Source organism: Kouleothrix sp., from assembly GCF_046328425.1.
Lineage (GTDB): Bacteria > Chloroflexota > Chloroflexia > Chloroflexales > Roseiflexaceae > Kouleothrix.
Map to the genome: position 1 here is coordinate 83,132 of NZ_JAXLWP010000008.1, position 24,284 is coordinate 107,415.

21 protein-coding genes are annotated in these 24,284 nt (G+C 68.1%); 13 read left to right on the plus strand and 8 right to left on the minus strand.

Going from position 1 to position 24,284, the window contains the following annotated elements; genetic code table 11:
* Positions 1–39: 39 nt before the first annotated feature.
* The 4 genes from U0177_RS08925 to U0177_RS08940 form a co-directional block, all read right to left on the minus strand.
* Entirely contained in the window at positions 40–1,410 is a 1,371-nt protein-coding gene (locus U0177_RS08925) for a phosphotransferase family protein (protein WP_409570264.1), read from the minus strand.
* A gap of 109 nt (positions 1,411–1,519) precedes the next feature.
* A complete protein-coding gene (locus tag U0177_RS08930; protein ID WP_409570265.1) occupies positions 1,520–2,797 on the minus strand; it encodes a glycosyltransferase in 1,278 nt (425 codons plus the stop codon).
* Between the two features lie 233 nt (positions 2,798–3,030).
* Positions 3,031–4,197 carry a phosphotransferase family protein gene (locus U0177_RS08935; RefSeq protein WP_409570266.1) on the minus strand — a complete coding sequence of 389 codons (1,167 nt, stop codon included), beginning with the start codon at positions 4,195–4,197 and terminating at the stop codon, positions 3,031–3,033.
* Between the two features lie 153 nt (positions 4,198–4,350).
* The gene (locus tag U0177_RS08940) at positions 4,351–5,052 is read right to left on the minus strand and encodes an FHA domain-containing protein (protein WP_409570267.1); all 702 of its coding nucleotides are present in this window, start codon (positions 5,050–5,052) and stop codon (positions 4,351–4,353) included.
* 325 nt (positions 5,053–5,377) lie between these two features.
* On the opposite strand from U0177_RS08940, the gene U0177_RS08945 reads away from it, so the two are divergent.
* The 9 genes from U0177_RS08945 (at position 5,378) to acpS (ending at position 14,188) form a co-directional block, all read left to right on the plus strand.
* Complete coding sequence (locus U0177_RS08945; RefSeq protein ID WP_409570268.1) at positions 5,378–6,757, plus strand: protein kinase domain-containing protein; 1,380 nt, start codon at positions 5,378–5,380, stop codon at positions 6,755–6,757.
* Positions 6,757–8,394, plus strand: coding sequence for an NAD(P)H-hydrate dehydratase (locus U0177_RS08950; RefSeq protein ID WP_409570269.1), 1,638 nt, complete (start codon positions 6,757–6,759; stop codon positions 8,392–8,394). Before U0177_RS08945 ends, U0177_RS08950 begins: the two co-directional genes overlap by 1 nt.
* A gap of 67 nt (positions 8,395–8,461) precedes the next feature.
* Entirely contained in the window at positions 8,462–8,863 is a 402-nt protein-coding gene (locus U0177_RS08955) for an FmdB family zinc ribbon protein (RefSeq protein WP_409570270.1), read from the plus strand.
* Positions 8,864–9,117: 254 nt separating this feature from the next.
* Positions 9,118–10,083, plus strand: a complete 966-nt coding sequence (ftsY, locus tag U0177_RS08960; RefSeq protein WP_409570271.1) for a signal recognition particle-docking protein FtsY — start codon at positions 9,118–9,120, stop codon at positions 10,081–10,083.
* 50 nt (positions 10,084–10,133) lie between these two features.
* Positions 10,134–10,331 (plus strand): hypothetical protein, encoded by a 198-nt coding sequence (locus tag U0177_RS08965; protein WP_409570272.1) that lies wholly within the window; start codon positions 10,134–10,136, stop codon positions 10,329–10,331.
* Entirely contained in the window at positions 10,324–10,749 is a 426-nt protein-coding gene (locus U0177_RS08970; RefSeq protein ID WP_409570273.1) for a hypothetical protein, read from the plus strand. The genes U0177_RS08965 and U0177_RS08970 overlap by 8 nt, the downstream gene beginning before the upstream one ends.
* Positions 10,750–10,797: 48 nt before the next feature.
* A complete protein-coding gene (locus U0177_RS08975) occupies positions 10,798–12,132 on the plus strand; it encodes a glutamine synthetase family protein (RefSeq protein WP_409570274.1) in 1,335 nt (444 codons plus the stop codon).
* Positions 12,133–12,290: 158 nt separating this feature from the next.
* Complete coding sequence (locus U0177_RS08980; RefSeq protein ID WP_409570275.1) at positions 12,291–13,733, plus strand: hypothetical protein; 1,443 nt, start codon at positions 12,291–12,293, stop codon at positions 13,731–13,733.
* An 8-nt stretch (positions 13,734–13,741) separates the two neighbouring features.
* Positions 13,742–14,188, plus strand: coding sequence for a holo-ACP synthase (gene acpS / locus U0177_RS08985; protein ID WP_409570276.1), 447 nt, complete (start codon positions 13,742–13,744; stop codon positions 14,186–14,188).
* Here the strand turns inward: acpS and U0177_RS08990 are convergent.
* The 4 genes from U0177_RS08990 to U0177_RS09005 form a co-directional block, all read right to left on the minus strand.
* Entirely contained in the window at positions 14,154–15,074 is a 921-nt protein-coding gene (locus tag U0177_RS08990) for an alpha/beta hydrolase (protein ID WP_409570277.1), read from the minus strand. The genes acpS and U0177_RS08990 overlap by 35 nt on opposite strands.
* Positions 15,075–15,121: 47 nt before the next feature.
* Positions 15,122–16,516: an MFS transporter gene (locus tag U0177_RS08995; protein WP_409570278.1), complete on the minus strand. Its 1,395-nt coding sequence runs from the start codon at positions 16,514–16,516 to the stop codon at positions 15,122–15,124.
* Positions 16,517–16,618: 102 nt separating this feature from the next.
* Entirely contained in the window at positions 16,619–17,404 is a 786-nt protein-coding gene (locus U0177_RS09000) for an enoyl-CoA hydratase/isomerase family protein (protein ID WP_409570279.1), read from the minus strand.
* 173 nt (positions 17,405–17,577) lie between these two features.
* Positions 17,578–18,426, minus strand: coding sequence for a 3-hydroxyacyl-CoA dehydrogenase family protein (locus U0177_RS09005; RefSeq protein ID WP_409570280.1), 849 nt, complete (start codon positions 18,424–18,426; stop codon positions 17,578–17,580).
* A gap of 412 nt (positions 18,427–18,838) precedes the next feature.
* Here U0177_RS09005 and U0177_RS09010 point away from each other — a divergent pair, with 412 nt between their 5' ends.
* The 4 genes from U0177_RS09010 (at position 18,839) to U0177_RS09025 (ending at position 24,256) form a co-directional block, all read left to right on the plus strand.
* The gene (locus tag U0177_RS09010; protein ID WP_409570281.1) at positions 18,839–19,525 is read left to right on the plus strand and encodes a GntR family transcriptional regulator; all 687 of its coding nucleotides are present in this window, start codon (positions 18,839–18,841) and stop codon (positions 19,523–19,525) included.
* A gap of 204 nt (positions 19,526–19,729) precedes the next feature.
* Complete coding sequence (locus U0177_RS09015) at positions 19,730–22,246, plus strand: FAD-dependent oxidoreductase (RefSeq protein WP_409570282.1); 2,517 nt, start codon at positions 19,730–19,732, stop codon at positions 22,244–22,246.
* Positions 22,247–22,353: 107 nt separating this feature from the next.
* On the plus strand, positions 22,354–23,109 hold the full coding sequence (locus U0177_RS09020; RefSeq protein WP_409570283.1) for an electron transfer flavoprotein subunit beta/FixA family protein: 756 nt from the start codon (positions 22,354–22,356) through the stop codon (positions 23,107–23,109).
* A 169-nt stretch (positions 23,110–23,278) separates the two neighbouring features.
* Positions 23,279–24,256: an electron transfer flavoprotein subunit alpha/FixB family protein gene (locus U0177_RS09025; protein WP_409570284.1), complete on the plus strand. Its 978-nt coding sequence runs from the start codon at positions 23,279–23,281 to the stop codon at positions 24,254–24,256.
* The last annotated feature ends 28 nt before the right edge of the window (positions 24,257–24,284 follow it).

Below are 24,284 nucleotides of genomic sequence, written 5' to 3' on the forward strand. Positions count from 1 at the left end.
CGGAATGAGATTCTTCACACCCGCGTCGATCCGCCGGCCTCAGGCAGCTGGCGGCAGATCGTGCAAGATATTCCAGCCGGCCTCGACCTGCGCCAGCGGCATGGGCGATTTCGGCGCCCGCGAGAAGGCGCGTAGCGCTTTGCGCATCAGCGCCACGGCCTCGTACCAGCGCGCGCGGTAGTAGAAGCCTTCGCCAAAGCCGCTGGCGGCCACGTACGCGTCGAGAAATGCGTCTTCGAGCGCGCGGAGCCACTGGCTGCGCGCCACGGCTGCCGGCGACCCGCGCGACTTCAGCGTCTGGTGCAGGCCCATCTGGCGGAAGGTAGCCAGGTAGGTGCCGATGTCGGTGGCCGGGTCGGCCATGCCGCAGTGATCCCAGTCGAGAATTGCCACGCCCGCCTCGGTGAGCATGCACTGGCTGTGCTTGCAGTCGCCGTGCACCAGCGTGATCTGCTCGCCCCACGGCGCCAGGTGGCCCAGCCAGGCCGGCAGGGCGTTGGCCAGGGCCAGCAGCTTGGCGCCGCCGGCCTCGTCTACCGCTGCGGCCTGCGAGGCGCGCTTGACAAAGCGCTTCAGCTCTTTGTCGATCGGGCGCTCGCGGTCGGTGGCGACGCCCGAGGTGTGCACCGCCGCCAGCGCGTCGGCCGAGCGAATCACGCCATCCCAGCCGCGCTGGTCACCGGCCGTGGCGCTGCCCTGCAGCCCTTCGAGGAACAGCTCAAGCGGCTCGCCCTCGACCGGCCCCTGCAGCACGATCATCAGCTCAGGCAGAAACGCCGCCACCGGCGCCAGCACCACCCGGCCCGAGCGCACCGCCTCGCTCTCGGCGAGCATGCGCATCTCGTTGAATACCGAGGCGGCCTTGCCAAGCTGGTGGTAGGCCTTGCCGTACAGCGTGCGGCGCGCGTACGCGCCACCAGCGCGCTCCCAGATGTCGAAGCGCATGGTGCAGCGCTTGCCCGGGCGGTAGCGCAGCGGCCTGGCACGCACGCTCACCAGCTCGCGCGCGCCGTCGCGGTACTCGGGCAGCGCGTCGAGCAGCGCCGCGCGCATGCGCGGCGGGTCGAGCGCCACCGGCAGGCCGGGCAGCGCCGGGTCCTGCTCGAAGCTGTACACCTGCATGCCCAGCGGCTCGATCAGCCGCGCGCTGGCGGGCAGATCGCCCTCGGCCTCACCCCAGCGGAACGTGCCGATCACCATGCGCCGGCCAAGCTGGTAGAGCAGCGTGCAGTACTCGCCGACCTCGTACTTCATGTCGAGGATGCGGCACTCAACTTCGTGGCCGGGATGCTCGGGGAAAAACAGCGGGGTCAGGTAGTGGCCCATCGTCTGGGTGTTCTGGGCGATCTGCACGAGCCGATGGGTGTCGGCGCCGGGTGATGTGGCCGGTTCGACCTGAACTGACTGCATGGCGATATCCTCTGCTGCTATGCGTCAGCCGCGCGCGGCTTTCGGTGCGGTTCAACGAGTCGATCATCAAACGTTGCGAAGTCGGCGTTTTGGATGGACCTCGGGTGTTTCAGGCTTCAACCGCCATTGCGCGCTCGAACAGCCCGGCGATCTGGCGCGCGGCGGCCTGCAGGTCGAATTCTTCCACTACGGTGCGGCGCGCGGCGCGCGCCATCGCCTGGCGGCGCGGGGCGTCGCCGAGCAGCTCGGCCAGCGCGTCGGCCAGCGCGCCCACGTTGCGCGGCGCCACCAGCAGGCCATTCTGGCCGTGGCGCACCAGCTCGGGGATGCCGGCTACGCGCGTGCTCACCACCGGCACGCCGCAGGCCATAGCCTCGACAAGCACATTCGGCACGCCGTCGCGGTCGCCGTCGTCGGTCACAAACGAGGCCAGCGCGAACACGTCGGCGCGCTGCAGGTGCGGGATCAGCTGCTGCTGGCTGCACGCGCCCGGCAGCGCCACAGTGCCTGCGAGGCCCAGCTCGGCTACCAGCGCGCGTAGCTCGGCCTCGAGCGGGCCGTCGCCGTAGAGCGTGCAGCCGAACGCCAGCCCGCGCCGCCGCAGCTCGGCGCAGGCGCGGATCAGGTCGGGGAAGCCCTTCTTTTCGACCATCCGGCCGACGGCGATGATCTGCGGCAGCCCGGCGCCTGGCGGCTCGCGCCCGGCCTCATCGGCCTCCAGCGGCCGGAAGCCCGCGAGGTTCACGCCGTGATGGATCAAGCGCACCTTCGCCTGCAGCTGCGGCGGCACCACCTCGCGCACATAGTCGAGGTTGGTTGCCGAGCACGTCAGCATCACCGTAGCGCGCTCGATCCGCTCGACCAGCACGTGCGCCGGGATCTGCACCAGGTCGCGGGCGTGCGCGGTGAAGCTGAACGACACGCCGGTGAGCATCTGCACCAGCAGCGCGACCAGCGTCGGGTCGTGGGCGAAGTGGGCGTGCAGGTGGCCGATCGGCTGGCCTGCGCGCGCGGCCTGGCGCAGCAGGGCCGCAAGGTGCACCGCGTAGTCGAAGCAGGCCCGCCGGCTGGCGCTGGTGTAGCCCTGATCGAGGTCGGCGCGGCCGGCCACATAGCGGCGGGCGCGGGCGTAGCGCGCCGGCGCGGCCCGCAGCATAGCCATATGCTCGCGCCGCAGCGCGCGCGCCCCGCGCTGGCGGGCATGCTCGAGGTACGCCACCGGCGCGTGCACCGCCGCCACCTGCGCCTGCACGATCGGCTCGCGCGGGTCGGTGATCGGAAACAGGTGCAGCGGCACGCCCAGCTGCTCAAGCGCCAAGATCTCATTCACGATGAACGTTTGCGACAGCCGTGGGTAGCTGCGGAGGATATAGCCGATTCGCTGCATAGGCTCGTGTTGAGTGCCGAGCTTTGCGCTGCCTGCAGACGCGCGTGCAAAGCTCAGCATTCATACCTCATAACTATAGGAGTTACGCACGTGCGTGATTCGGCTTCCTCACGGTACGCGATTGAGCCTGCGGCAGCATGGTGCGTGTTGATCTTCTGTGTGCGCTTTTTCCGCGCTCCGCGCGGAAAAAGCGCACACGATACGGAGGATAGTACTGCTGCCTAAGCCCTAAACTACTTGCGCTCGTCGTTCATGATCATCGTGGCAAACTTGCTCGAAAGCTTTTGGCGGGTCGCGTTGGGTAGCGCGCCGAGCCCCTGCTCAAGCATCAGCTGCACCTGCTTGCGCTGCTCGTCGCCCTCGGGCCGTGGCCGCAGCCCGCGCATGCTGCACAGCTGCTTCATGATCTTGAGGCAGGTGTAGGCGTAGAAGTACACAAAGCGCTCGTTCGGCTCCCAGTCGGTCACGCGCGCATACGCGCGCAGAAACGCGCTTTGCAGCGTCGAGAACTGGTAGGGCGAGTTTTTGACGCGGTAGGCCAGCAGGTGCAGGTTGGCGCAGAAGTGCGCCAGGTCGAAGTTCGGGTCGCCGAGCCGCATCTCGTCGAAGTCGATCACCTTCAGGCCCTTGTCGACCAGAATATGGCCGTAGTGGAAGTCCTTGTGGATCGGCGACTGGGTCTCGAAGGCCATCTCGCTGGCGTGATCCTGCAGGTGCTTGGCGATGCGCATGGCGTCATCGGCGAACTCAGGGTACTTGTGGCCCACCAGCACCGCCCACGCCTGCACGTTCACCAGCTCGGTGGCCAGGCGGAAGTGCTTCTCGATCTTGAGCGGGAAGCTATGCAGCATGCCCAGCCACTCGCCGGCCATATCGACGTAGCGCAGCGCGTTGTCGGCGCCGAAGACGTCGCCAAGCATCTCGCCATCGGCCGGCACGTACACCAGCATCGACATATCGGGGATGCAGCCGAGCGCGCGCGGCACGCCCAGCGCCGGCGAAGAGCGGAAGCAGTCGTCGTGCAGCGACTGCATCGTCTGGCAGGTGCGCTCGGCCTGCACCAGCTCGGGGTACAGCTTGCCGTACACTACGCAGGTGTCGCCGTACTGCGTGCCGGTGATCTCGTAGTGGATCAGGCCGCGATTGCCCTGCTTGTAGGCCAGCAGCTTGGCGTATTTCACCGCTGGCGACTGGCCAGGTCGGGCCAGCACCGCCAGCAGCGGCTCGAAGTGCTTGGTCATCTTCTCGGTATCGAGCGCGACTTCGAGCACCGGCAGGCGCGTATTGATAAACGCGGTCGGGTGCTTGTGGATGCTGGTCGAGGTCATCACCCGAACCACCCCGGTCTCGCGGAGGCTATCGCCGCTGGGCTGGTTCGCGTTTTTCTGGTCGTCTGACATCGCTTTTCGCTTCTGTGCTAGTGCGCGGGATAGAGATTGCGCTGGCGGGGTGTGCTGCCAATCATAGCACGCGCGCACGTCCGCGCGTATGATGGCGCTTGGTATATTTGTGATCGATTTTCTGAGCAGCTGTCTGAAAAGTGGCGCTTGCTGCTATGTTCCGCTGTAGCTCGCCGCCGAGCGGCCGGCGCCGGGCGCAAAGGTAACTTCGGCGTCGAGCCGGAAGCCGACACGTTGCACCGTTGTGATCGGCGGCGGCTCGCGCCCAACGGACTCAGCGGCGTTGCGCAGGTTGCGCCTGAGCTTGGCGATACAGGCGTTCAGCGCGTCTTCGCAGGTGGCGTGGTTGTAGGGCTGGCCCCACACCGCCAGAAACGTGCCCTCGCGCGTGCACACCGTGCCGGGGTTATGCGCCAGGTGGAGCAGCAGCCCGTACTCGAGTGGGCTCAGCTGCATTGGCACGCCATACACCTGCACAGTGCGCGCGTCTTCGTCGATAAACAGAGCAGGCGGCAGCACGTTCGGCTGCATCACCAGCGTTTCTTCGGGGTCGGAAAATTGCAGCGCCACATCCTGTGAGCCGAGCCAGATCTCGTCGCCGGTGCTGAGCTGGGCGCCTTGCTCGAGCCGCTTGCCATTCACAAAAGTGCCATTGGCGCTGCCGGCGTCGAACAGCACGTAGCGATCGTGCTGCAGCTCGATCCGGGCGTGCAGCCGCGAGATCACTGGCAGCGCGATCACCACCGCGCACGAATCCGAGCGGCCAAGCGTCGTCACATCCTGGCGCAGTTTGATCCGCTCTTCGCCGCCTTCGGCGCGGCGATACGTCAGAATGCCCGGGGTTGCACGAGCCATCTGGCTACTCAATACCTTTACACTTTGGGCGTATGCGGCATTGTATCACGCCTGGGAACGATTGACAACGGTTGGCCGAGTGGTAAAATAACTGGTGATCCGAATCTGGTCCAACTTCTGATCATGCGCGCATCGTCGCCCGCCAGATACAACCAAAGCGCCACCGCCGTTCGTTCTATTGTACAGGTGGCATAAGCCGGCCGCGCGATCCCCGGCGTTGTCTGCCCGGGCTACGCCGGTTTTTTTATCGCGAGTGGGCGCTCGCCGCCCGCCGACGTCATCTCTATCGACGATCGTGCCTGAAGAAGGGTAGAGAGGCGCCCCGATGTCTGATTTGATCGATACGCGGCTGAATCAATACCACTTGATCGAGATCGTCCGTCGCGGCGGGATGTCGACGGTCTATAAAGCCTACCAGGATTCGCTCGATCGCTTTGTGGCGGTGAAGGTGCTTTCCTCGAACCGCGACCCGCAGTTTGCCGCGCGCTTCAAGCGCGAGGCGCGGGCCATCGCCGCGCTGCAGCACCACAATATTCTGCCGGTGTACGATTTCGGCGAGCAGGGCGCCCTGCTGTTCCTGGTGCTGCAGTACGTCGAGAACGGCAATTCGCTGGCCGACATGCTCGGCCGGCCGATGCAGCCGGTCACGGCGCTGCGGCTTACCAGCCACGTGCTCGACGCGCTCGACTACGCGCACAAGCGCGGCATTATCCATCGCGATATCAAGCCCGGCAATGTGCTGATGCCCTCGCCGAGCTGGCCGATGCTGGCCGATTTCGGCATCGCCAAGCTGATGAACGACAACCAGCGCCTGACGCTGGCTAACCAGATCATCGGCACCGCCGCCTACATGGCCCCCGAGCAGGCTACCGGCCGGCCGATCGACGCCCGCACCGACCTGTACGCCGCCGGCGTGGTGCTGTACGAGCTGGTGACTGGCCGCGTGCCGTTCGACTCCGACACGCCCATGGCCGTGCTCACCAAGCACGTGTACGATCCGCCACCGCCGGCGCGCACGCTCAACCCCGATCTCTCGCCGCTGCTCGAGGCGCTGCTCGATCGCGCGCTGGCTAAAGAGCCGGCCGCGCGCTTCCAGACGGCCGCCGAGATGTCGGCGGCGCTACTCGACACCGCCGCCCAGCTCGAGGTGCAGCAGCAATCGCGCGTGCAGATGACCGGCCTGTACGAGCTGGGCCTCGACGCATTCCAGAGCCGCCGCTACAACGAGGCAGTCAGCCAGCTGCGCAAGCTCGTCGATCTCGACCCCGAGAACGAGGACGCCAACGAGCTGCTGCAGGCCGCGCTCGACGCGCAGGAGCGCGCCCGCCACGAGGCTCAGCAGCGCGCTAATCAGGTCGGCCAGCCGGCTATCCCGCCCCCGCCGCCGCTGCGCGCCGCCAACCCGACCGTCCGGCTGCCGCAGCTCGACGAAGCCCCGCCGCGCCCGATTGTCGCAGGCCCGGCCGTATCGCAGACGGCGCCTACGACGCACATGCCTGCGCCGCCGCTGCCCGAGGCGCCGGCCGAGCCCGAGCAAGATATCGAGAAACTGATCGCGCAGCAGTACCAGCAGTATGTGCAGCAGTATACCCAGCCGCCAGCCGTTGCCGCGCCTGCGCGCGAGCGGAGCGTGACGATCGCCTGGGTGATCGCCGGCGTGGTGGTGCTGGCGCTGCTGGTGGCGCTGTTTGTGCTACTGCGCTGATGCGCCTCGTCGCCACCGCGCAGATGCGCGCGCTCGAGCAGGCCGCCGTCGATGCCGGCGCCAGCTGGGCCACGCTGATGGAGCAGGCCGGCTGGGGCGTGGCTCAGGCGGCCGTGCGGCTGCTGCGCCACCCTAACGGCAAACGCGTGCTGGTGCTGGTCGGCCCCGGCAACAACGGCGGCGATGGCCTGGTGGCTGCCCGGCACCTGCACGACGCCGGCGCGCACGTGGCCCTGTATCTCTGGCGCCGCCAAGCATCGCCCGACGATACCAACTGGGCGCGCTGCCGCGCCCGCGGCATCGCCGAGCACGCCGCTGCCGCCGACCCTGGCCAGGCCGAGCTGCGGCGCCAGCTGGCCACGGCCGATCTGGCAGTCGACGCGCTGCTAGGTATAGGCACCACCCGGCCGGTCGCGAGCGAGCTGGCCGACATAGTCGCGGCGCTTAACGCGCGCGACGCCGGGCCGCCGCGCGGCGACACCGGCGCGGGATGCCGGGTTCTGGCGATCGACATGCCCACCGGCGTGCAGTCCGACAGCGGGGCTGTGCTCGGCAGCGCGGTTCGTGCCGACGTGACGGTGGCGACCGGCCTGGCCAAGCGCGGGCTGCTGCAGCACCCCGGCCGCGCCTACGCCGGCGCGATCGAGGTCGCCGAGATAGGAATCCCACCAGAGAGCTTGGAGGAGCACATGAGTAAAACGATCGACGCGGCCGGCGCGCGCGCGCTGCTGCCAGCCCGCCCCACCGACGCGCATAAAGGCACGTTTGGCAAGGTGATGGTGATCGCCGGATCGGCGCTGTACCCCGGCGCCGCCAGCCTTGCCACCGCCGCCGCCGCGCGCGTCGGCGCCGGGGTGGTGACGCTGGCCACCGGCCGCAGCGCGCTGGCGGGGCCGGGGCGGCTGCCCGAGGTGACGCTGCGGCCGCTGCCCGAGGCCGACTGGAACGCGCTGGGCGAGGCCGCCGCCGACGAGGCGCTCGCGCACCTCGGCGGCTTCCAGGCGCTGCTGGTCGGGCCGGGCCTGGGCCGCGAGGCGCCAACCCGCGAGTTTCTCGTGCGCCTGCTGGGTGTCGACGCGCCGCGCCAGCGCGGCCAGATCGGCTTCCGCGTTGGCGCCGTGGCCGGCAAGCCCGCCGATGCCCAGCGGCGCGAGCTACCGCCAACCGTGATCGACGCCGACGCGCTGACGCTGCTGGGCCAGATTGATCAGTGGTGGGAGCACCTGCCGCGCGAGCGCTGCGTGCTGACGCCGCACCCCGGCGAGATGCAGCGCCTGCTCGGCGCCGAGCCGCTGAACGACGACCACGTGCAGGCCGCCGAAGACGCCGCGCGAACATGGGGCCAGGTGGTGGTGCTCAAGGGCGCTACCACCGTGGTGGCAAGCCCGGCCGGCCGCAGCGTGGTGAACGACGGCGCGAACCCCGCGCTGGCCACCGCCGGCACCGGCGATGTGCTGGCCGGCGCGATCGCCGGGCTGCTGGCCCAGGGCATGGCGCCGTTCGACGCGGCCGTGCTGGGCGTGTACCTGCATAGCGCCGCCGGCCGGCTGCTGCGCGACGACTTGGGCGATATGGGCACGCTCGCCGGCGACCTGCTGCCCCGCCTGCCGCTGGCGATCAAGGCACTGAGGGGTTAGAACTTGCCAGAATAGTGATGTTTGGGTCAGCCAACCTGCAACCCGCCAACCTGCAACAGGAAACACCATGCCGATCTACGAATACATCTGCCCCGAGTGCAACGGGCGCTTTCAAAAGCTGGTGCGCGGCTTCACCGACCCGGCCGGCCTGGCATGCCCGCGCTGCGGCAACACCGCAGTGCGCCGCGCGGTGTCGCGCGTGGCGGTGGTGAAATCGGAGGAGGCGCGCTTTGAAAACCTGGCCGACCCCTCCAAGCTCGCCGGGCTCGACGAAAACGACCCGCGCTCGATCGCGCGCTGGGCGAAGAAGCTGGGCAAAGAGCTTGGCGACGAGGCCGGCGACGACTGGGACGAGCTGGTCGATCAGATGATGGAAGAAGAGCTGAGCGGCGACGAGCAGGACGAAGGCGCGGGCGGGCAGCCCGGCCGCAAGCGCCAGAGCAAACCCGACGACCTGGGCTGGGGCTAGCGCCCGGCCAAGGTCAACCTGAGGCTTCGCGAGATGGGCAGGGCGCGTCGCGCCCTGCCCATTTGTACAAATGCGCGCTGAAACGCTATAATAGACCGTATTAAAAATGGCGGGGCTTGGGGCTTCGCCCCTCCGGCTCCCCTGCTTCCGATGAAGTCTCATGGCTGCCGCACCGTAGTCGCTTGCCCTCTGTGTTCGGTTCCATCGCGGCGCGCCGCGCTAGCAAAACCGAGCACGCTAAAGGATATTGATCGATGTTCCGACGTTTATTTGGCCGAGGCCAGGACGCACCACGCACCGAGGAAGAGGCTCAGCAGGAAGAGCAGAAGATCGACCAGGCCACCGAAAAGGCGCGCCGCGGCTTTTTCGGCCAGATCTCCGGCTTGTTCGCGGTCGACGACCCGATCACCGAAGAGTTCTGGGACGACCTGGAGGCGCTGCTGATCCAGGCCGATGTGGGCGTCGAAACCACACAGTACCTCGTGAACCGCACCCGCGACCGCTGCAATCGCAATGGCGTCAAGCGCGTGCGCGAGGCCAAAGATATGCTCAAAGCCGAGATGGTGCGCGTGTTCCAGGATCAGGTGCGCGCACCAGCCCAGGCCCGGCCGTATGTGCTGCTGGTGGTTGGCGTCAATGGCGCCGGCAAAACCACGCTGATCGCCAAGCTTTCCCAGCGGCTGAAGGCCCAGTTCGGCAAGAATGTGCTGCTGGCTGCCGCCGACACTTTCCGCGCCGCCGCCACCGAGCAGCTCGAAACATGGGCCGAGCGCGCCGGCGTGCCGGTTGTGACGCGCGGGCAGGGCGCCGACCCCGGTGCGGTGGTGTACGACGCGGTCGAGGCCGCGCTGGCCCAAAACGTCGATGTGCTGATCGTCGACACCGCCGGCCGCCTCCACGCCAAGGCCAACCTGATGCGCGAGCTTGAGAAGCTGCGCAATATCATCCGCCGCCGCATCCCCGACGCGCCCCACGAGGTGCTGCTGGTGATCGACGCGACCACCGGCCAGAACGGCGTGCTTCAGGCTAAGTCGTTTATGCAGGCGGTCGAGGTGACCGACGTGGCCGTGACCAAGCTCGACGGCACTGCCAAGGGCGGGATCGCCTTCGCGATTGCCCAGGATATCGAGCGGCCCATCCGCTATATCGGCACCGGCGAGAAGATCGGCGACCTGGCCATGTTCGACGCGCAGGCGTTTGTCGACTCACTCTTTTTGTAATTGCATGCTATTTGCCCATGTCGCGTGCGGCAATCCCGAGGAGGTTCTCTTTGGCCATTGAATTTGCCACCTGCCCGGTGTGCAAGCAGAAGCTGGCATTCCAGGAGTATGTGCTTGTGGATACCGAAGTGGTGTGCGCGAACTGCGAGACCAACCTGCGCGTGGTGAAGCGCAAGCCGCTGCGCCTCGAGCAGATCGCGATCGAGCATACCTTTAACAGCGACAGCCGGCCTGAGTCGTATGGGTAGGCGCGGGCTGCCGGCCGCGCCGGCGCGCTTCGTGCTGCTAGCCGCCCTGGCGCTAAGCCTGAGCGGCTGCATGTTTATGTCTGGCGGGCAGGTCTCGTCGGACGTGCTGCCCGACGGTGGGAATATCAGCGCCGCGTTTGTGGGCGCCGACGGCCGCCAGGAGCAAACGCTCGACACCGGGGCGGCGGGCGCGACGCTCAGCGCGATCGTGATCGTGCAGGCCGAGCGCGGCGAGCTTCAGGTCGAGCTGATCAACGACGACGGCAGCACCGCGCTGGTGGTGAAGGGCCGCCCGTCCGAGTCGGTGTCGCGATCGGGGAGCGTGCGCACCGATGCGCAGGGCCGGCTGCGCTACCGCGTCACCGCCGTCGGCGCGCGCAATGGCGGCTACCAGGTGCTGTACCAGCGTGCCGGCTGAGCGGCTCGTGGCGCGCGGCTGCCGGCTGCAATCGGCAATGAGGGGAGCATGGCGCATACGAACGAGAGCATCCGCGCGATCGTCGCCGATCAGCGGATCGAGTTTATCAATTTGCAGTTCACCGACATCGTCGGGATGGTGAAGAATGTGACCATCCCGACGCGCCAGCTCGACGACTGCCTCGACCATGGGGTCTGGTTCGACGGCTCGTCGATCGAGGGCTTCGCGCGCATCGCCGAGAGCGATATGTTCCTCGTGCCGGATCTCGACAGCTTCGCGCCGATCCCGTGGGATCAGGCCGCCGGCTTCCCGACCGCGCGCATGATCTGCGATGTGTATACGCCCGATGGCAAGCCGTTCGCCGGCGACCCGCGCTATATTCTGAAGCAGGCGGTTGACGCGGCCGCGCGCCGTGGCATGGTCTACAATGTCGGCCCCGAGCTCGAGTTCTTTCTGTTCAAAACCGATACCAACGGCCGGCCGCTGCCCGACCCGCACGATGTCGCGGGCTACTTCGACGTGTCGACCGACATGGCCACGCATATTCGCCGCCAGATGGTGCGCGCGCTGGCCGAGTTCGGCATCGAGGTCGAGGCCGCGCATCACGAGGTGGCGATCGGCCAGCACGAGATCGATTTTCAATACGGCCCGGCGCTGCGCACTGCCGATCATACCGTGACATTCCGCACCACGCTTAAGGCCATTGCCCAGCAGCAGGGGCTGCACGCCACGTTTATGCCCAAGCCGATCGCCGGCATCAACGGCAGCGGCATGCACGTACACCAGAGCCTGAGCGACAGTGCGACCGGCCGCAACCTGTTCTACGACGCGAACGAGCCGTACGGCCTTTCGGCCACGGCGCGCCACTTCATCGCCGGTCTGCTGGCCCACGCCAAAGGCATGATCGCGATACTGGCGCCGCTGGTGAACTCGTATAAGCGGCTGGTGCCGGGCTACGAGGCGCCGGTGTACCTGAGCTGGGGCCGCACCAACCGCTCGGCGCTGGTGCGCGTGCCGCGGATCAGCCCGCAGCGCCCGCACGCCACACGCATCGAGCTGCGCTGCCCCGACCCCTCGTGCAACCCGTACCTCGCATTCGCCGTGATGCTGAAAGCCGGGCTTGACGGCATCGAGCGCAAGCTGCCGCTGCCCGAGGCCGCCGAAGAAGATCTATACCACGTCGACCCGCGCGCCCGCGCGCTTGAGACGCTGCCGGGCTCGCTGGGCGAGGCGCTGGCCGAGCTCGAGCGCGACCAGGTGATCGGCGAGGCGCTTGGCCCGCACGTGCTCGAGCGCTTTGTCGAGGCGAAAACCCAGGAATGGGACTCGTACCGCCTCGCCGTGAGCCAGTGGGAGCTCGACCGCTACCTGGCTGTGTATTGAGCTGTGACATACGCAGTCGGGCTATTCGGCTCCCTCGATGCGGCACGTTTGCCTGCGGTTCTCCGCGCGCATCTGCTGCCGAAGGCTGAGCGCGCCACCTGCGCACATTGTGTGCGCTGAGTGGCACCGCGAACTCAAGACTCAGAGCTGCAAACCGTATGGCCGAATCCTCGCCAACCCTCAGTCCATCCCGCCGCACCCGCCCCGAAACGAGCGCCTGGCTCATGCTGGTGAGCTTTTTCCTGGTGTTCTGCCTGGTGGTGGCCGGCGCCTGCGCCAGCGCGTGGTGGTACTACACCACCGCTATGGTCAAGGCCGAGGGCGCCTTTGTGCGCGTGCATGCTCTCGCCGGCGTCAGCTACCAGCGCCGCGACAGCGCGAACCGCACCGCGCCGTCGAAGCCGTGCGCCATCCCGCCGATCACCGAGTCGTGCCAGCCGCTGAGCGAGAACGACCGCGTGCTGGCCGTGCCGCAGGCCGGCTATGGCCCAGTGGCCTCGGTGCTGCTGCCGGACCGCACGCATATTCAGCTGTGGGCCTACCCCACCGGCGCCGACCTGACCATGCGCAAGTTTCAGGTATCGCGCTGGTCGCACCAGCGCCAGGAGGTCGAGTTCGCGCAGTCGGCCGGGTATGTGCGCTACGACATCCCCAGTGGCGAGGGCCAGGCGTACGCCGATATGCGCTACACCGTGGTGATCTCGAACGACATCCGCCTGACGCTGGCGCCTGGCGGCAGCTATAGCATCGAGGTGCCGCAGAAGGACGCCCGCCTGCCGCGGCTGAGCAGCACTGGCGCGCCGCTGCTGGCCGAGATCGCGGTGCGCGACGGCAGCGCCGAGATCGGCGGTAGCGCGAGCGGCCAGGCGCTGGTGCCGGGCCAGAAAGCCCAGATCGACGACACCGGCGCGGTGAGCGGGCCGCTGCCGGCCGAGTGGAACCTGATCCGCGACGGCAACTTCGAGCGCTATATGACCGGCGCGCCTGCCGATGGGATCAGCACCTGGGCCACCCACGGCTTCGACTTCGACCTGACCGTCAGCGACGCCGAGCGCGCCGCCGCGCAGATGACGATCTACCGCACCTGCCACCCCACCACGCCGTCGGCGTTTCTCTGCCCGCGCCAGCAGACGGTGTTTCTGGCGCAGTTCGAGCGCCAGGGCAACCAGAGCAAATCGTACGGCTATGGCATCGAGCAGACGCTCGACCTGGATATTTCCGAATATCGCTCGCTGCGCTTCGCGATGTGGGCGCGGGTGATCAGCCAGAGCGTGCCCGACGCTGGGGTGACGAACAATGAGTGCCCGGTGACGGTGCGCTTCCGGTTCAAACGCGATGGCCCGGCCGACGCGCCCGAGGAGCGCTATATCTGCTTCTACCGCTCGTCGTTCAACAAGCCGATCGCGCCGGCCGGCCAGTATGTCTACCAGGCCGTCAGCAACCAGGCGCTGTGGTTCCGGCTGGAGTTCGACCTGCGCGACCCGACCTTCGACTTGCTCAAGTCGGCGCGCTATATCGACTCGATCGCGATCTATGGCAACGGCCACGACTACATCTCGCAGGTGACCGATATTTCGCTGATTGCGCGCCAGCAGCGGTGAGCGAGGCTATGCTGTACACGGGTATCGACCTGATCGAGATCGCGCGGATCGAGCGGGCGGTGGCGCGCTGGGGCGATCGCTTCCTGCGGCACGTCTACACGCCCGCCGAGCTGGCGGCCTACCGCGCGCGGCTGCCGTCGCTGGCGGCGCGCTGGGCCGCCAAAGAGGCCACCGCAAAGCTGCTGGGCATTGGGCTGCGCGGCCTGGGCGGCAGCGGCACCAAGCCTACCGACTCGGCGGCATGGCTCGAGATCGAGGTGCTGGCCGACGCGCTGGGCCGACCGGCGCTGCGGCTGTACGGCCGCGCGGCGGCGCGCGCCGATGCGCTGGCCCTCCACACGATCGCGATCAGCCTCTCGCATACCCGCGAGCACGCGATCGCCAGCGCGGTGGCGCTGGCCTCGGGCGGGCCTGCGCAGATCAGCCTGCCAGAAAGCCCACGATCGCCGCAGTGACCTCGGGCTCGGCCTCTTCGTGCGGCAGGTGGCCGGCGCCGGGTACGACGCGCGAAGTGGCGTTGGGCAGCGACGCGGCCAATCGCCCGGCGTCGGCCGCGGGGAACACCGGGTCGGCGGCGCCCCAGATGATCAGCGTGGGCTGGCGGATGGCGCCCAGGTGCTGCGGCACCGGCAGCGCGCCATCTTTGGGCGACCTCGCCTGCCACACCTGGGCCAGCGTGGTGCCGCGCACGTAGCTAGGCGCGGCATAGCCAGCCACCGCCTCGTCGGTGAGCCAGGCGTGGGCCTTCGACACATACGCCAGCCCGGCGCGCACCAGCCGCGGCGCCGTCGAGTAGAACGCCAGCGCGTAGCCAAGCAGCGGCACATTCACCAGCCGGGCGATCGGCGGGCGGGCGCTGGCGAATGCCTCGGGCGAGATCAGGACGAGCCGGCGCACCCGCGCGGGCGCGACGATCGCGGCCTGCATGGCCACGCGCCCGCCAAACGAGTGCCCGGCGAAGTCGGCCTCGGCCACGCCCAGCGCGTCGAGCGCGCCAAGCAGCAGATCGGCCTGCAGCCGCGTGGTGTACACCGGCGCGGCAGGCCGATCCGACGCGCCGTAGCCGATCTGGTCGGTGCTGATAACGCGGCGGCCAGCCGCCAGCAGCGCCCGGCGCTGGGCGCGCCAGGTGAACGACCACGCGCCAAAGCCGTGCACCAGCACCACCGGCACCGCATCGCGCGGCCCGTCGTCGGCGTAGTGGATGGCGTAGCCGCCAACCTGCACGAACCGGTCGTCGCCGGCCAGCTCGCGCGGGCTCAGGCGCTCGCGCAGCGGCGTGAGCAAGTACGCGCCGAGCAGCAGCGCGCCAAGCAGCAGCAGCGGCAGAAACAGGCACATAGGCGTGGTCTTCCCAAAACCGTGGCGCCGATAGCGGCGCGCGAGCACTACGAATGCGCGGATCCCGCCTCTTCGGGCAGCACATGCCCGGCGTCGTGGATCGCCCGGTCGGTGTCGGTGAAGTACAGCAGCACGATGCCGATCAGGAACAGCGCGATCAGCGAAAGGATCGCCTGGCGATACGAGTTGGTGGCACCCACCACCGCGCCGAAGATCAGCGGGCCGATCCACGACGTGCCGCGCTCGGAGATCTCGTAGATGCCGAAGAACGAAGCCTCGCGGCCGGGCGGGATCATGCGCGAGAACAGCGAGCGCGAGAGCGCCTGCGAGCCGCCCAGCACCAGCGCGATCACCGCGCTCATGATCCACGCTTGGGTCGTGGTTGCCAGGAAGCCGTAGGCATAGATCACCACGCCCGACCAGATCACCAGCGAGATCAGGATCGCGTTCTTGGTGCCGGCCCTCGCCGCGACGCGCTCGAACAGCAGCGCGCCGAGAAACGCCACGAACTGCACCATCAGCACGACGCCCAGCAGGAACGACTGCGCGTCGTCGTTCGAGAGGCCCTTGGCCACGAACAGCTCCTGCGCCAGAAACACCGACGCCAGGCCAATCACCGTCTGGATGCCGTCGTTGTAGAACAGGTAGCCGGCCAGGTAGCGTACCGTGAACGGCAGCCGGAACAGCTCGCGGAACGTCGCGCCGAGCTGGCTGAAGCCGATCGTCAGGAAGCTCTGGCCGGCAGGCAGGCGCCGGGCCGGCGCGCGCGACCGCAGCCGGGTAAACGTCAGGATCGAGAACAGCGCCCACCACAGCCCGGCCGAGGCCAGCGAGATCCGCACCGCCATGCCGGTGCTGAGCCCCAGACTTGGTGCGCCGATCACCAGCCCGAGGTTCGCGGCAAGCAGCAGGCCACCGCCGAGGTAGCCCAGCGCGAAGCCGCGGCTCGAGACCTTATCGGTCTGATCTTCGGTGCAGATGTCGGGCAGAAAGGCATTGTAGAGCACGATCGACGCGCCGAAGCTCAGGTTCGCCAGCACGAACAGCAGCGCGCCGAGCAGGTACAGGTCGCCGGTGATCAAGAAAAACAGCGTAGTGGCGGCGGCGCCGATATAGCAGAACACCGCCATGAGCCGCTTCTTGAGGTGCGAGTAATCGGCGATAGCGCCGAGCGTGGGCAGCAGGAACACCTGCAGGAATACCGACAGCGACGTGGCGTATGGGAACAGCGATTTCGCCGTCACCACCAGCGGCCCGAGGCTGATCACGGCGCCGTTTTCGCCCACGGCGCTCTGCGCCAGTGCCGTGAGGTACGGGCCAAACAGCGCCGCCACCACGGTGGTGCTGAACGCCGAGTTCGCCCAATCGTACATCGTCCAGCCAAAAATCTCGCGCGAGTCGTTCACCGGGGCGGCCTGTGCGGGCGGGCTGGCGGAGGTCATCGGCAGGTTCCTTTCAAGCATGCACGGTGGGTCGTACTTCAGGCGTGTTTCAAACCAGCTTCACAATGGAGAAGGGTGCCGCTCTGCCGAAGGCGAGGGATGCTAGCGCCCGCGCCACTCGGGCTTGCGCTTCTCGAGAAACGCGCCAGTGCCTTCCTTGGCGTCGTCGGTCTGCACCACCGTGCCGAACAGCGCAGCCTCGTACATACAGGCGTCGGCCAGGGCCATGTCGTGGCCGCGGTTCACGGCCTGCTTGATCGCCGCCACCGCCAGCGGCGCCTTGCCGGCGATCTGGCGCGCCAGCGCGCGCGCGGCCTCGGGCAGCTCGGCGGCCGGCACCACGCGCTCGACCAGCCCGATGCGCAGGGCCTCCTCGGCGCCGATCAGGTCGCCGGTGAGGTTCAGCAGCTTGGCCATGCCCGGCCCGGCCAGGCGCGTGAGCCGCTGGGTGCCGCCCCAGCCGGCGATAATGCCCAGGTTGATCTCGGGCTGGCCGAACTTGGCGCTGTCGGCGGCCAGGCGGATATCGCAGCTCATGGCCAGCTCGCAGCCGCCGCCAAGCGCAAAGCCGTTCACGGCGGCGATGACGATCTTGCGCATCTGGGCGATGTACAGCCCGATCTGGTGGCCGCGCTCGGCCAGCTGGCGCGCCGCATCCGCGCTGGGAAGCGCGCGCAGCTCGTTGATGTCGGCGCCGGCCACAAATGCCTTCTCGCCCGCGCCGGTGACGATCGCTACGCGCAGATGGTCGTCGGCCTCGACCTCGCGCAGCGCCGCGCCAAGCTCGGCGATCGTCGCCTGGCTCAGCGCGTTGAGCACCTTCGGCCGGTTGATGGTGATCGTCGCGACTGCGCCGTCGCGCTCGAACAGGATATTTTCGTAGCTCATTGGTCTTTCTTGCGCCTCCGTACTATAGCAATCCTATCGGCTTCATAAAGGGTCTGTGTGCGTTTTTCCGTGCTCCGCGCGGAAAATGGACACGTCCAAAAGGAAAGTACCGCTCTGCCGAAGGCTGAGCACGCCAACTGCGTAAGTCCTATTAGGATTGCTACAGGGTACCCTTAATAATCGTAGAAGCCCTTGCCCGACTTCCGGCCCAGCCGGCCGCCCAGCACCAGGCGCTTGAGCAGCGGCGGCGGCGCGAAGCGCGGCTCTTTGAATTCGTCGAACATGATGTTCGCGATATAGTAGATCGTATCGAGGCCGACGAAGTCGAGCAGCGTGAGCGGGCCCATGGGGTGGCCGCAGCCCAGCTTCATGCCCTCGTCGATATCCTCGCGCGTGGCGACGCCCGCCTCGAGCACGCGCACCGCGTCGAGCAGGTAGGGCACCAGCAGGCGGTTGACGATAAATCCCGGCGTGTCTTTGGCCTCGACCACCGTCTTGCCGAGCGCCGCGCCGAAGGCCTTCAGCTCGGCCACGGTCGCGTCGGACGAGGCCACCGAGCGCACGACCTCGACCAGCTTCATCACCGGCACCGGGCTGAAGAAATGCAGCCCGGCGAAGCGGTCGGCGCGCTTGGTGGCGGCGGCCATCTCGATGATCGTCAGCGACGAGGTGTTTGAGGCGAAGATCGTCTCGGGCGGGCACAGCCCGTCGAGCGCGCCGAACAGCTCGCGCTTGGCGCCGAGGTTCTCGACGATCGCCTCGATCACCAGCTGGCATTCGGCGAACGGATCGAGCGCGGTGGTGGGCTGCAAGCGCGCCAGCGCCGCGTCGCGCGCCTCGGGCGCGAGCTTGCCCTTGCCTACATCTTTTTCGAGTATTGCGGCAATGCGCGCCACGCCCTTGTCGAGCAGATCTTGCGAGACCTCGCGCACCACCGTATCGAACCCGGCCTGGGCGCACACCTGGGCGATGCCGCCGCCCATAAGGCCGCACCCAACCACTCCAACTTTGCGGATCTCCATTGTTGCTCCTTTGCCAGTATGGAGCGCGCAGATTGCCAGGCAGTACGCGAGCACGCCGCTAGAAGAGCCACGAGCGCACACGGATCGCCGCAAAGCGCAGCATGAACGCAAGCGCTCTCGGCTGCCTTGGAGGAGCAAGCGGAATATTCTACCGGCGCACCGACACGGCTTGCGCACAGGCTGCCCGGCGAAACGTACGCGTACAAAGCCATGCTGTGCCAATCCCGATCGCTTGAGAGGTTGCGCCATTATAGCATCGCTGGCACGATCCGGCCAACTGCCCAGCCTTGGGCTGGCAGGCCGTGCAGCGCAGATATATCTCAGATATATCTGTGGTTGACAAACAGATATATCGAGCATAGAATGGCAGGCGAGCAACCCCAGTGAGATACTATCATCGTACGGAGCAGCCATGGCCGAGCAGCCCGGCCTATCGGAGCTTGAGCCGATCCTCGACGAGGCGGCGCAGTTCAGCCCGCTGAGCCAGCAGGCCTACGAGCGCATTCGCGAGTCGATCGTGACGCTGCGGCTCGCGCCGGGCGCGCTGATCAACGAGGCCACGCTGATCGACGAGCTTGGCCTCGGGCGCACCCCCATCCGCGAGGCGCTGCAGCGGCTGGCCTCCGAGGGCCTGATCGTGATGCGGCCGCGCCGGGGCGCGAGCGTCGCCAGCCTGAATATTACCGACCTGCAACAGATCTTCGAGCTGCGCCGCACGCTTGAGGGCTATGCCGCCGGGCTGGCCGCCGAGCGCGCCACGCCCACCGACCTTGAGCGCATGCACACAGTGCTGGCCGCGCTCGAGCAGATCGGCCCGGACGCCGATGCCGAGGCGCACATGGCGATCGACCGCGCCTTTCACCGGGCGCTGGCGCGCGCCGCGCACAACCCATTCCTCGAAGCGACGCTGGCGCGCATGTATACGCTGAGCCTGCGCCTGTGGTACCTGGCCCTGGCCCGGATCGGGCCAATGCGCGAATCGATCGAAGACCTGCGCGCGGTGGTCGATGCCGTCGCGCGCCGCGACAGCGCCCAGGCCGAGGCGGCCCTGCGCGCGCATATCACCGCGTTCCAGCAGCGCATCCGCGATATCTTGTAGGGCTGGCGCCCATACCGATGGCGACCTCATCCCCCCTGCCCCATCTCCTTTTAGGAGATGGGGAGAATGGTAATGGCGCTGTGGCGCCCGCACCACGACGCCAGATCCAATTCCCCTGCCAGGTGCCGGGGAGCGGGTGGGGCCGCCCCATAGATACGCAAACACATACAAAACACGCCAATGAAAGATAGAAAGTGAGGGATCATGAGCGACTTCCCACAGCACGCGCGCGCCGTGATCATCGGCGCGGGCATCGTCGGCAACAGCATGGCCTACCACCTGGCGCGGCTGGGCTGGAAAGACCTGGTGCTGCTCGACAAGGGGCCGCTGCCGAACCCCGGCGGCTCGACCGGCCACGCCTCGAATTTCATCTTCCTGACCGACCACTCCAAGGAGATGACCCAGTTCACGCTCGACAGCGTCAAGCAGTACCGCGAGCTTGGCGTGTTCATCCAGAGCGGCGGGATCGAGGTGGCGCGCACCACCGAGCGCATCGAGGAGCTGAAGCGCCGCATTGCCTCGGCGAAGTCGTGGGGCATCGAGTCCGAGCTTGTTTCCCCGGCCGAGATCCAGCGGCTGGTGCCGTACATCAACCCCGAGATCGTGCTGGGCGGCTGCTATACCGCCGGCGTCGGCACCGTCGATTCGCTGCGCGGCGGCACGCTGATGCGCGAGCAGGCGCAGCAGATGGGCGCGCTGAGCGTGTTCCCGAACACCGAGATCCTTGGCATCGACGTGCGCAATGGCCGCGTGAGCGCGGTGCGTACATCGCGCGGCGAGATCGCGGCCGAGGTGGTGGTGGTGTGCTGCGGCGTGTGGAGCCCGCGCATCGCGCGCATGGCCGGCGCCAGCATCCCGCTGACCCCGGCGGTGCACCAGATGATCAGCGTCGGGCCGGTGCCGCTGTTCGCCAAAACCGTGGGCGAGATCGAGTACCCGATCATCCGCGACATGGACGTGAACGGCTACGAGCGCCAGCACGGCGGCGACATGGAGGTCGGCTCGTACGACCACCGGCCGATCCTGTGGGAGCCCGACGACATCCCGTCGATCGAGCAGTCGAAGTTCTCGCCAACCGAGCTGCCATTCACCAAGGAAGATTTCGACCCCTCGCTGGAGCGCGCGCTTGAGCTGATGCCCGAGATCCTGGGCGACCCGCGCGTCGGCGTGCGCCACGAGATCAACGGCCTGCTCTCGCTTACGCCCGACGGCTTCCCGATCCTCGGCGAGACGCCCGAGGTCAAGGGGCTCTGGTCGGTCGCGGCGATCTGGATCAAAGAGGCGCCCGGCATCGCCCGCGCGGTGGCCGAGTGGATGACTGAGGGCAAGCCCGAGATCGACCCCACGGGCTCGGATATTGCGCGCTTCTACCCGCACCAGACGACCAAGGCGCACATCCGCGCGCGCACCGCCGAGGCGTTCAACAAAACCTACGGCATTGTTCACCCGCGCGAACAGTGGGGCTCGAACCGCAATGTGCGGCTCAGCCCATTCTACGAGCGCGAGAAGGCGCTTGGCGCGGTGTTCTTCGAGGCGGTCGGCTGGGAACGCCCGCAGTGGTATGAGTCGAACGCGCGCCTGCTGGCCGATTACGGCGACCGCGTGATGCCGCGCCGCAACGAGTGGGACGCGCGCTGGTGGTCGCCAATCATCAACGCCGAGCACCTGGCCATGCGCGAGCGCGTCGGCATGGTCGATCTCTCGGCCTTCGCGATCTTCGACGTGACCGGGCCGGGCGCGCTCGACGCGATGCAGCGCCTGGCCGTGGCGCAGGTGGACGTGCCGGTCGGCCGGGTGGTCTACACGTCGTTTCTGAACGAGGCCGGCGGCATCAAGGCCGACCTGACGATCATGCGGCTGGGCGATCAGCACTTCCGCGTGGTGACCGGCGGCTTCGACGGCATGCGCGACAAGAAGTGGATCGCCGATCACCTGCCGGCCGACGGCTCGGCGCAGCTGGCCGACCTGACTTCGGCCTGGACGACGATCGGCGTGTGGGGGCCGCGCGCGCGCGACCTGGCGCAGGCCTGCACCGCCGACGATCTGTCGCACGCCGGCTTCGGCTACGGCACCTGCAAGTGGGTTGAGTTCGGCCCGGTGCACGCGCTGGCCTCGCGCATCTCGTACGTGGGCGAGCTGGGCTGGGAGATCTACGTGCCATTCGAGCAGGGCGCGCGCCTGTGGGATATGCTCTGGGCTGCCGGGCAGCCGCTGGGCGTGGTGCCGGTGGGCATTGGCGTGTATGGCACCACCGCGCGGATCGAGAAGGGCTACCGCGCCTATGGCAACGAGCTTGAGCTCGAGTATAACCTGGTCGAGGCCGGCCTGGCGCGGCCGCAGGTCAAGGCGGCCGACTTCGTCGGCAAGGCCGCGTACCTGCGCCAGCGCGCCGAGGCGCCTGCGGCGATCCTGTGCACGCTCACCGTCGACGACAACACCTCGAAGTCGGGCTTCCAGCGCTTCATGATGGGGCGCGAGCCGATCCTGACGCGCGACGGCAAGCCGCTGATCGACGCGCGCGGCCGCCGATCGTATGTGACCAGCGCCGGCTCGGGGCCGTCGGTCGGCAGCACGATCCTGCTGAGCTACCTGCCGCCCGAGTACGCCAAGCCCGGCACAAAGCTGGTGGTCGAGTACTTCGCCGAGCACTACCCGGTGACGGTGGCGGTGGCGGGGAATACGCCGCTGTTCGACCCGAATAATAGCCGGATGAAGGCATAAGGTACTTTTTGATGTGTCCATGTTCCGCGCTGCGCGCGGAAATTGGACACGTCCACAAGCAAAGTGCCGCTCTGCCGCAGGCAAAACAAAGGCCATAGGAAGATACAATGAACATCCTTGTCTGTATCAAGCGGGTGCCCGCTACCGCCGGCAAGATCGAGCTAACGCCCGACGCGCAGGAGATCGACACGCGCTACCTCGGCTTCACAATCAGCCCGCACGAGGAGTGCGCGGTTGAAGAGGCGGTGCGGCTGACCGAGCGCTACGGCGGCAGCGCGACGGTGCTGGCGCTCGGCCCGGCCGCCGCCGAAGAGCAGCTGCGCGACGCGCTGGCCATGGGCTGCGACCGCGCCATCCTGCTCGAGACCGACGGGCGCGAGTGGGACCCCGCCGCCACGGCCGACGCGATCGTGGCCGCGGTGCGCGCGAGCGGCGCAAGCTTCGACCTGCTGCTGTTCGGCAACGAGGCTGCCGACAGCGGCGGCTACCAGGTGGGCATTCGCGTGGCGTATGCGCTGGGCCTGCCGTGTGTCGCCGGCGTGAAGGAGCTGGCCATCGAGGGCGAGCGGGCGCTGGCGCGGCGCGAGGCCGCCAGCGGCTGGGAAGAGTTCGAGCTCGACCTGCCTGCCGTGCTGACGGTGAAAGAGGGGCTGAACCTGCCGCGTTACGTGCCGCTGCTGGGACGCATGAAGGCAAAGAAGCGGCCGATCGAGCGCAGCCAGCCGGCCTGGCCCGGCAGCCAGCTTGAAAAGGTGCGGCTCGTGGTGCCGCCCGCACGCAGCAGCCAGGTGGAGATCCTGGGGCGCGGGCCGGAGGCGGCCCCGGCGGCGGCCGAGCTGCTGCGGGCGCTGAAGCTTATCTGACAGGACTTACGCGGTCGCCTGCGCTATCGGTTTGTTCTGCCTGCGGCAGCATGGTGCTGAGATGTTGGCGCTTTGCGCCAACATCTCAGCACCATCCATGAAAAAGTACCGCTCTGCCGAAGGCAAAAACGCGCACCGCGTAAGTTCTGTTACCTGAAAGGAACCGCCTATGATCCTGGGATTGATCGAGCACGACCGCGGCGCGCTCAGCCCGCTGTCGCTGCAGATGCTGACGCTGGGGCGGCGCCTGGCCGAGCAGCTGGGCACCGAGCTGCATGCTGTTCTGCTTGGCGCGGTGGCGCGCCCGCTGGCCGCGCAGCTGGCGGCCTACGGCGTGGCCACGGCACACCTTGCCGACGACGCACGGCTCGACGACTGGGCGCCCGAGGCGTGGGCGCAGAGCGTGGTTGAGCTGATCAGCGCGCACGGCCCGCAGGCGCTGCTGGCCGCCGGCAGCGAGCGCGGCAACGAGCTGATGGCGCACGTGGCCGCGCGCGCCGGCCTGGCGCTGGCAGCCAACTGCCTGGAAGTCGAGCCCGGCGAGGCGTATACGATCAGGCGCATGCGCTGGGGCGGCAGCCTTCTCGAAGAGGCGCGTCTCCACGGCGCGGTCAAGCTGCTGACGATCGCTCCGCACGCGGTGGCCGCCGAGCCCGCAGCCGCACCTGCCGCAGCGGCTATCCGCGAGTTCGCGCCAGCGCTGACCGAGCGCGAGTTTCGCGTGAGGGTCGCTCGGCGGGTTGCCCCCGCGCGGCCGGGCGTGTCGCTGGCCGACGCCCGCGTGGTGGTTGGTGGCGGGCGCGGGGTTGGCAGCGCCGAGGGCTTCGCCGCGCTCGAGCAGCTGGCCGGGCTGCTGGGCGGCGCCGTTGGCTGCTCGCGCGCCGTTACCAGCGTGGGCTGGCGCCCGCACGCCGACCAGGTGGGGCAGACCGGCACGCGCATCGCGCCCGACCTGTATATCGCCTGTGGTGTGAGCGGCGCGATCCAGCACATGGTCGGCTGCAAGGCCGCCAAGCGCATTCTGGCGGTCAACACCGACCCCGAAGCGCCCATGGTCGTGCAGGCGCACTACGCGATCATCGGCGACCTGCACAAGGTGCTGCCGGCGCTGTGCGAGGCGATTCGCGCCCAGCGCGAGCGCGCGTGAGCGGCCCCTCGGGCGCCGGGTAGGCGCG

Excerpts from the sequence above, each read along its gene's own strand:
- U0177_RS08995 (WP_409570278.1), bottom strand. The coding sequence starts at position 16,516 with ATGACCTCCGCCAGCCCGCCCGCACAGGCCGCCCCGGTGAACGACTCG.
- U0177_RS08970 (WP_409570273.1), top strand. The coding sequence starts at position 10,324 with ATGGGTAGGCGCGGGCTGCCGGCCGCGCCGGCGCGCTTCGTGCTGCTA.
- U0177_RS08935 (WP_409570266.1), bottom strand. The coding sequence starts at position 4,197 with ATGTCAGACGACCAGAAAAACGCGAACCAGCCCAGCGGCGATAGCCTC.
- U0177_RS08940 (WP_409570267.1), bottom strand. The coding sequence starts at position 5,052 with ATGGCTCGTGCAACCCCGGGCATTCTGACGTATCGCCGCGCCGAAGGC.
- U0177_RS08955 (WP_409570270.1), top strand. The coding sequence starts at position 8,462 with ATGCCGATCTACGAATACATCTGCCCCGAGTGCAACGGGCGCTTTCAA.
- U0177_RS08945 (WP_409570268.1), top strand. The coding sequence starts at position 5,378 with ATGTCTGATTTGATCGATACGCGGCTGAATCAATACCACTTGATCGAG.
- ftsY (WP_409570271.1), top strand. The coding sequence starts at position 9,118 with ATGTTCCGACGTTTATTTGGCCGAGGCCAGGACGCACCACGCACCGAG.
- U0177_RS08990 (WP_409570277.1), bottom strand. The coding sequence starts at position 15,074 with ATGTGCCTGTTTCTGCCGCTGCTGCTGCTTGGCGCGCTGCTGCTCGGC.
- U0177_RS09005 (WP_409570280.1), bottom strand. The coding sequence starts at position 18,426 with ATGGAGATCCGCAAAGTTGGAGTGGTTGGGTGCGGCCTTATGGGCGGC.
- U0177_RS08950 (WP_409570269.1), top strand. The coding sequence starts at position 6,757 with ATGCGCCTCGTCGCCACCGCGCAGATGCGCGCGCTCGAGCAGGCCGCC.
- U0177_RS09000 (WP_409570279.1), bottom strand. The coding sequence starts at position 17,404 with ATGAGCTACGAAAATATCCTGTTCGAGCGCGACGGCGCAGTCGCGACG.
- U0177_RS09025 (WP_409570284.1), top strand. The coding sequence starts at position 23,279 with ATGATCCTGGGATTGATCGAGCACGACCGCGGCGCGCTCAGCCCGCTG.
- U0177_RS08925 (WP_409570264.1), bottom strand. The coding sequence starts at position 1,410 with ATGCAGTCAGTTCAGGTCGAACCGGCCACATCACCCGGCGCCGACACC.
- U0177_RS09010 (WP_409570281.1), top strand. The coding sequence starts at position 18,839 with ATGGCCGAGCAGCCCGGCCTATCGGAGCTTGAGCCGATCCTCGACGAG.
- U0177_RS09020 (WP_409570283.1), top strand. The coding sequence starts at position 22,354 with ATGAACATCCTTGTCTGTATCAAGCGGGTGCCCGCTACCGCCGGCAAG.
- acpS (WP_409570276.1), top strand. The coding sequence starts at position 13,742 with ATGCTGTACACGGGTATCGACCTGATCGAGATCGCGCGGATCGAGCGG.
- U0177_RS08975 (WP_409570274.1), top strand. The coding sequence starts at position 10,798 with ATGGCGCATACGAACGAGAGCATCCGCGCGATCGTCGCCGATCAGCGG.
- U0177_RS08930 (WP_409570265.1), bottom strand. The coding sequence starts at position 2,797 with ATGCAGCGAATCGGCTATATCCTCCGCAGCTACCCACGGCTGTCGCAA.
- U0177_RS09015 (WP_409570282.1), top strand. The coding sequence starts at position 19,730 with ATGAGCGACTTCCCACAGCACGCGCGCGCCGTGATCATCGGCGCGGGC.
- U0177_RS08980 (WP_409570275.1), top strand. The coding sequence starts at position 12,291 with ATGGCCGAATCCTCGCCAACCCTCAGTCCATCCCGCCGCACCCGCCCC.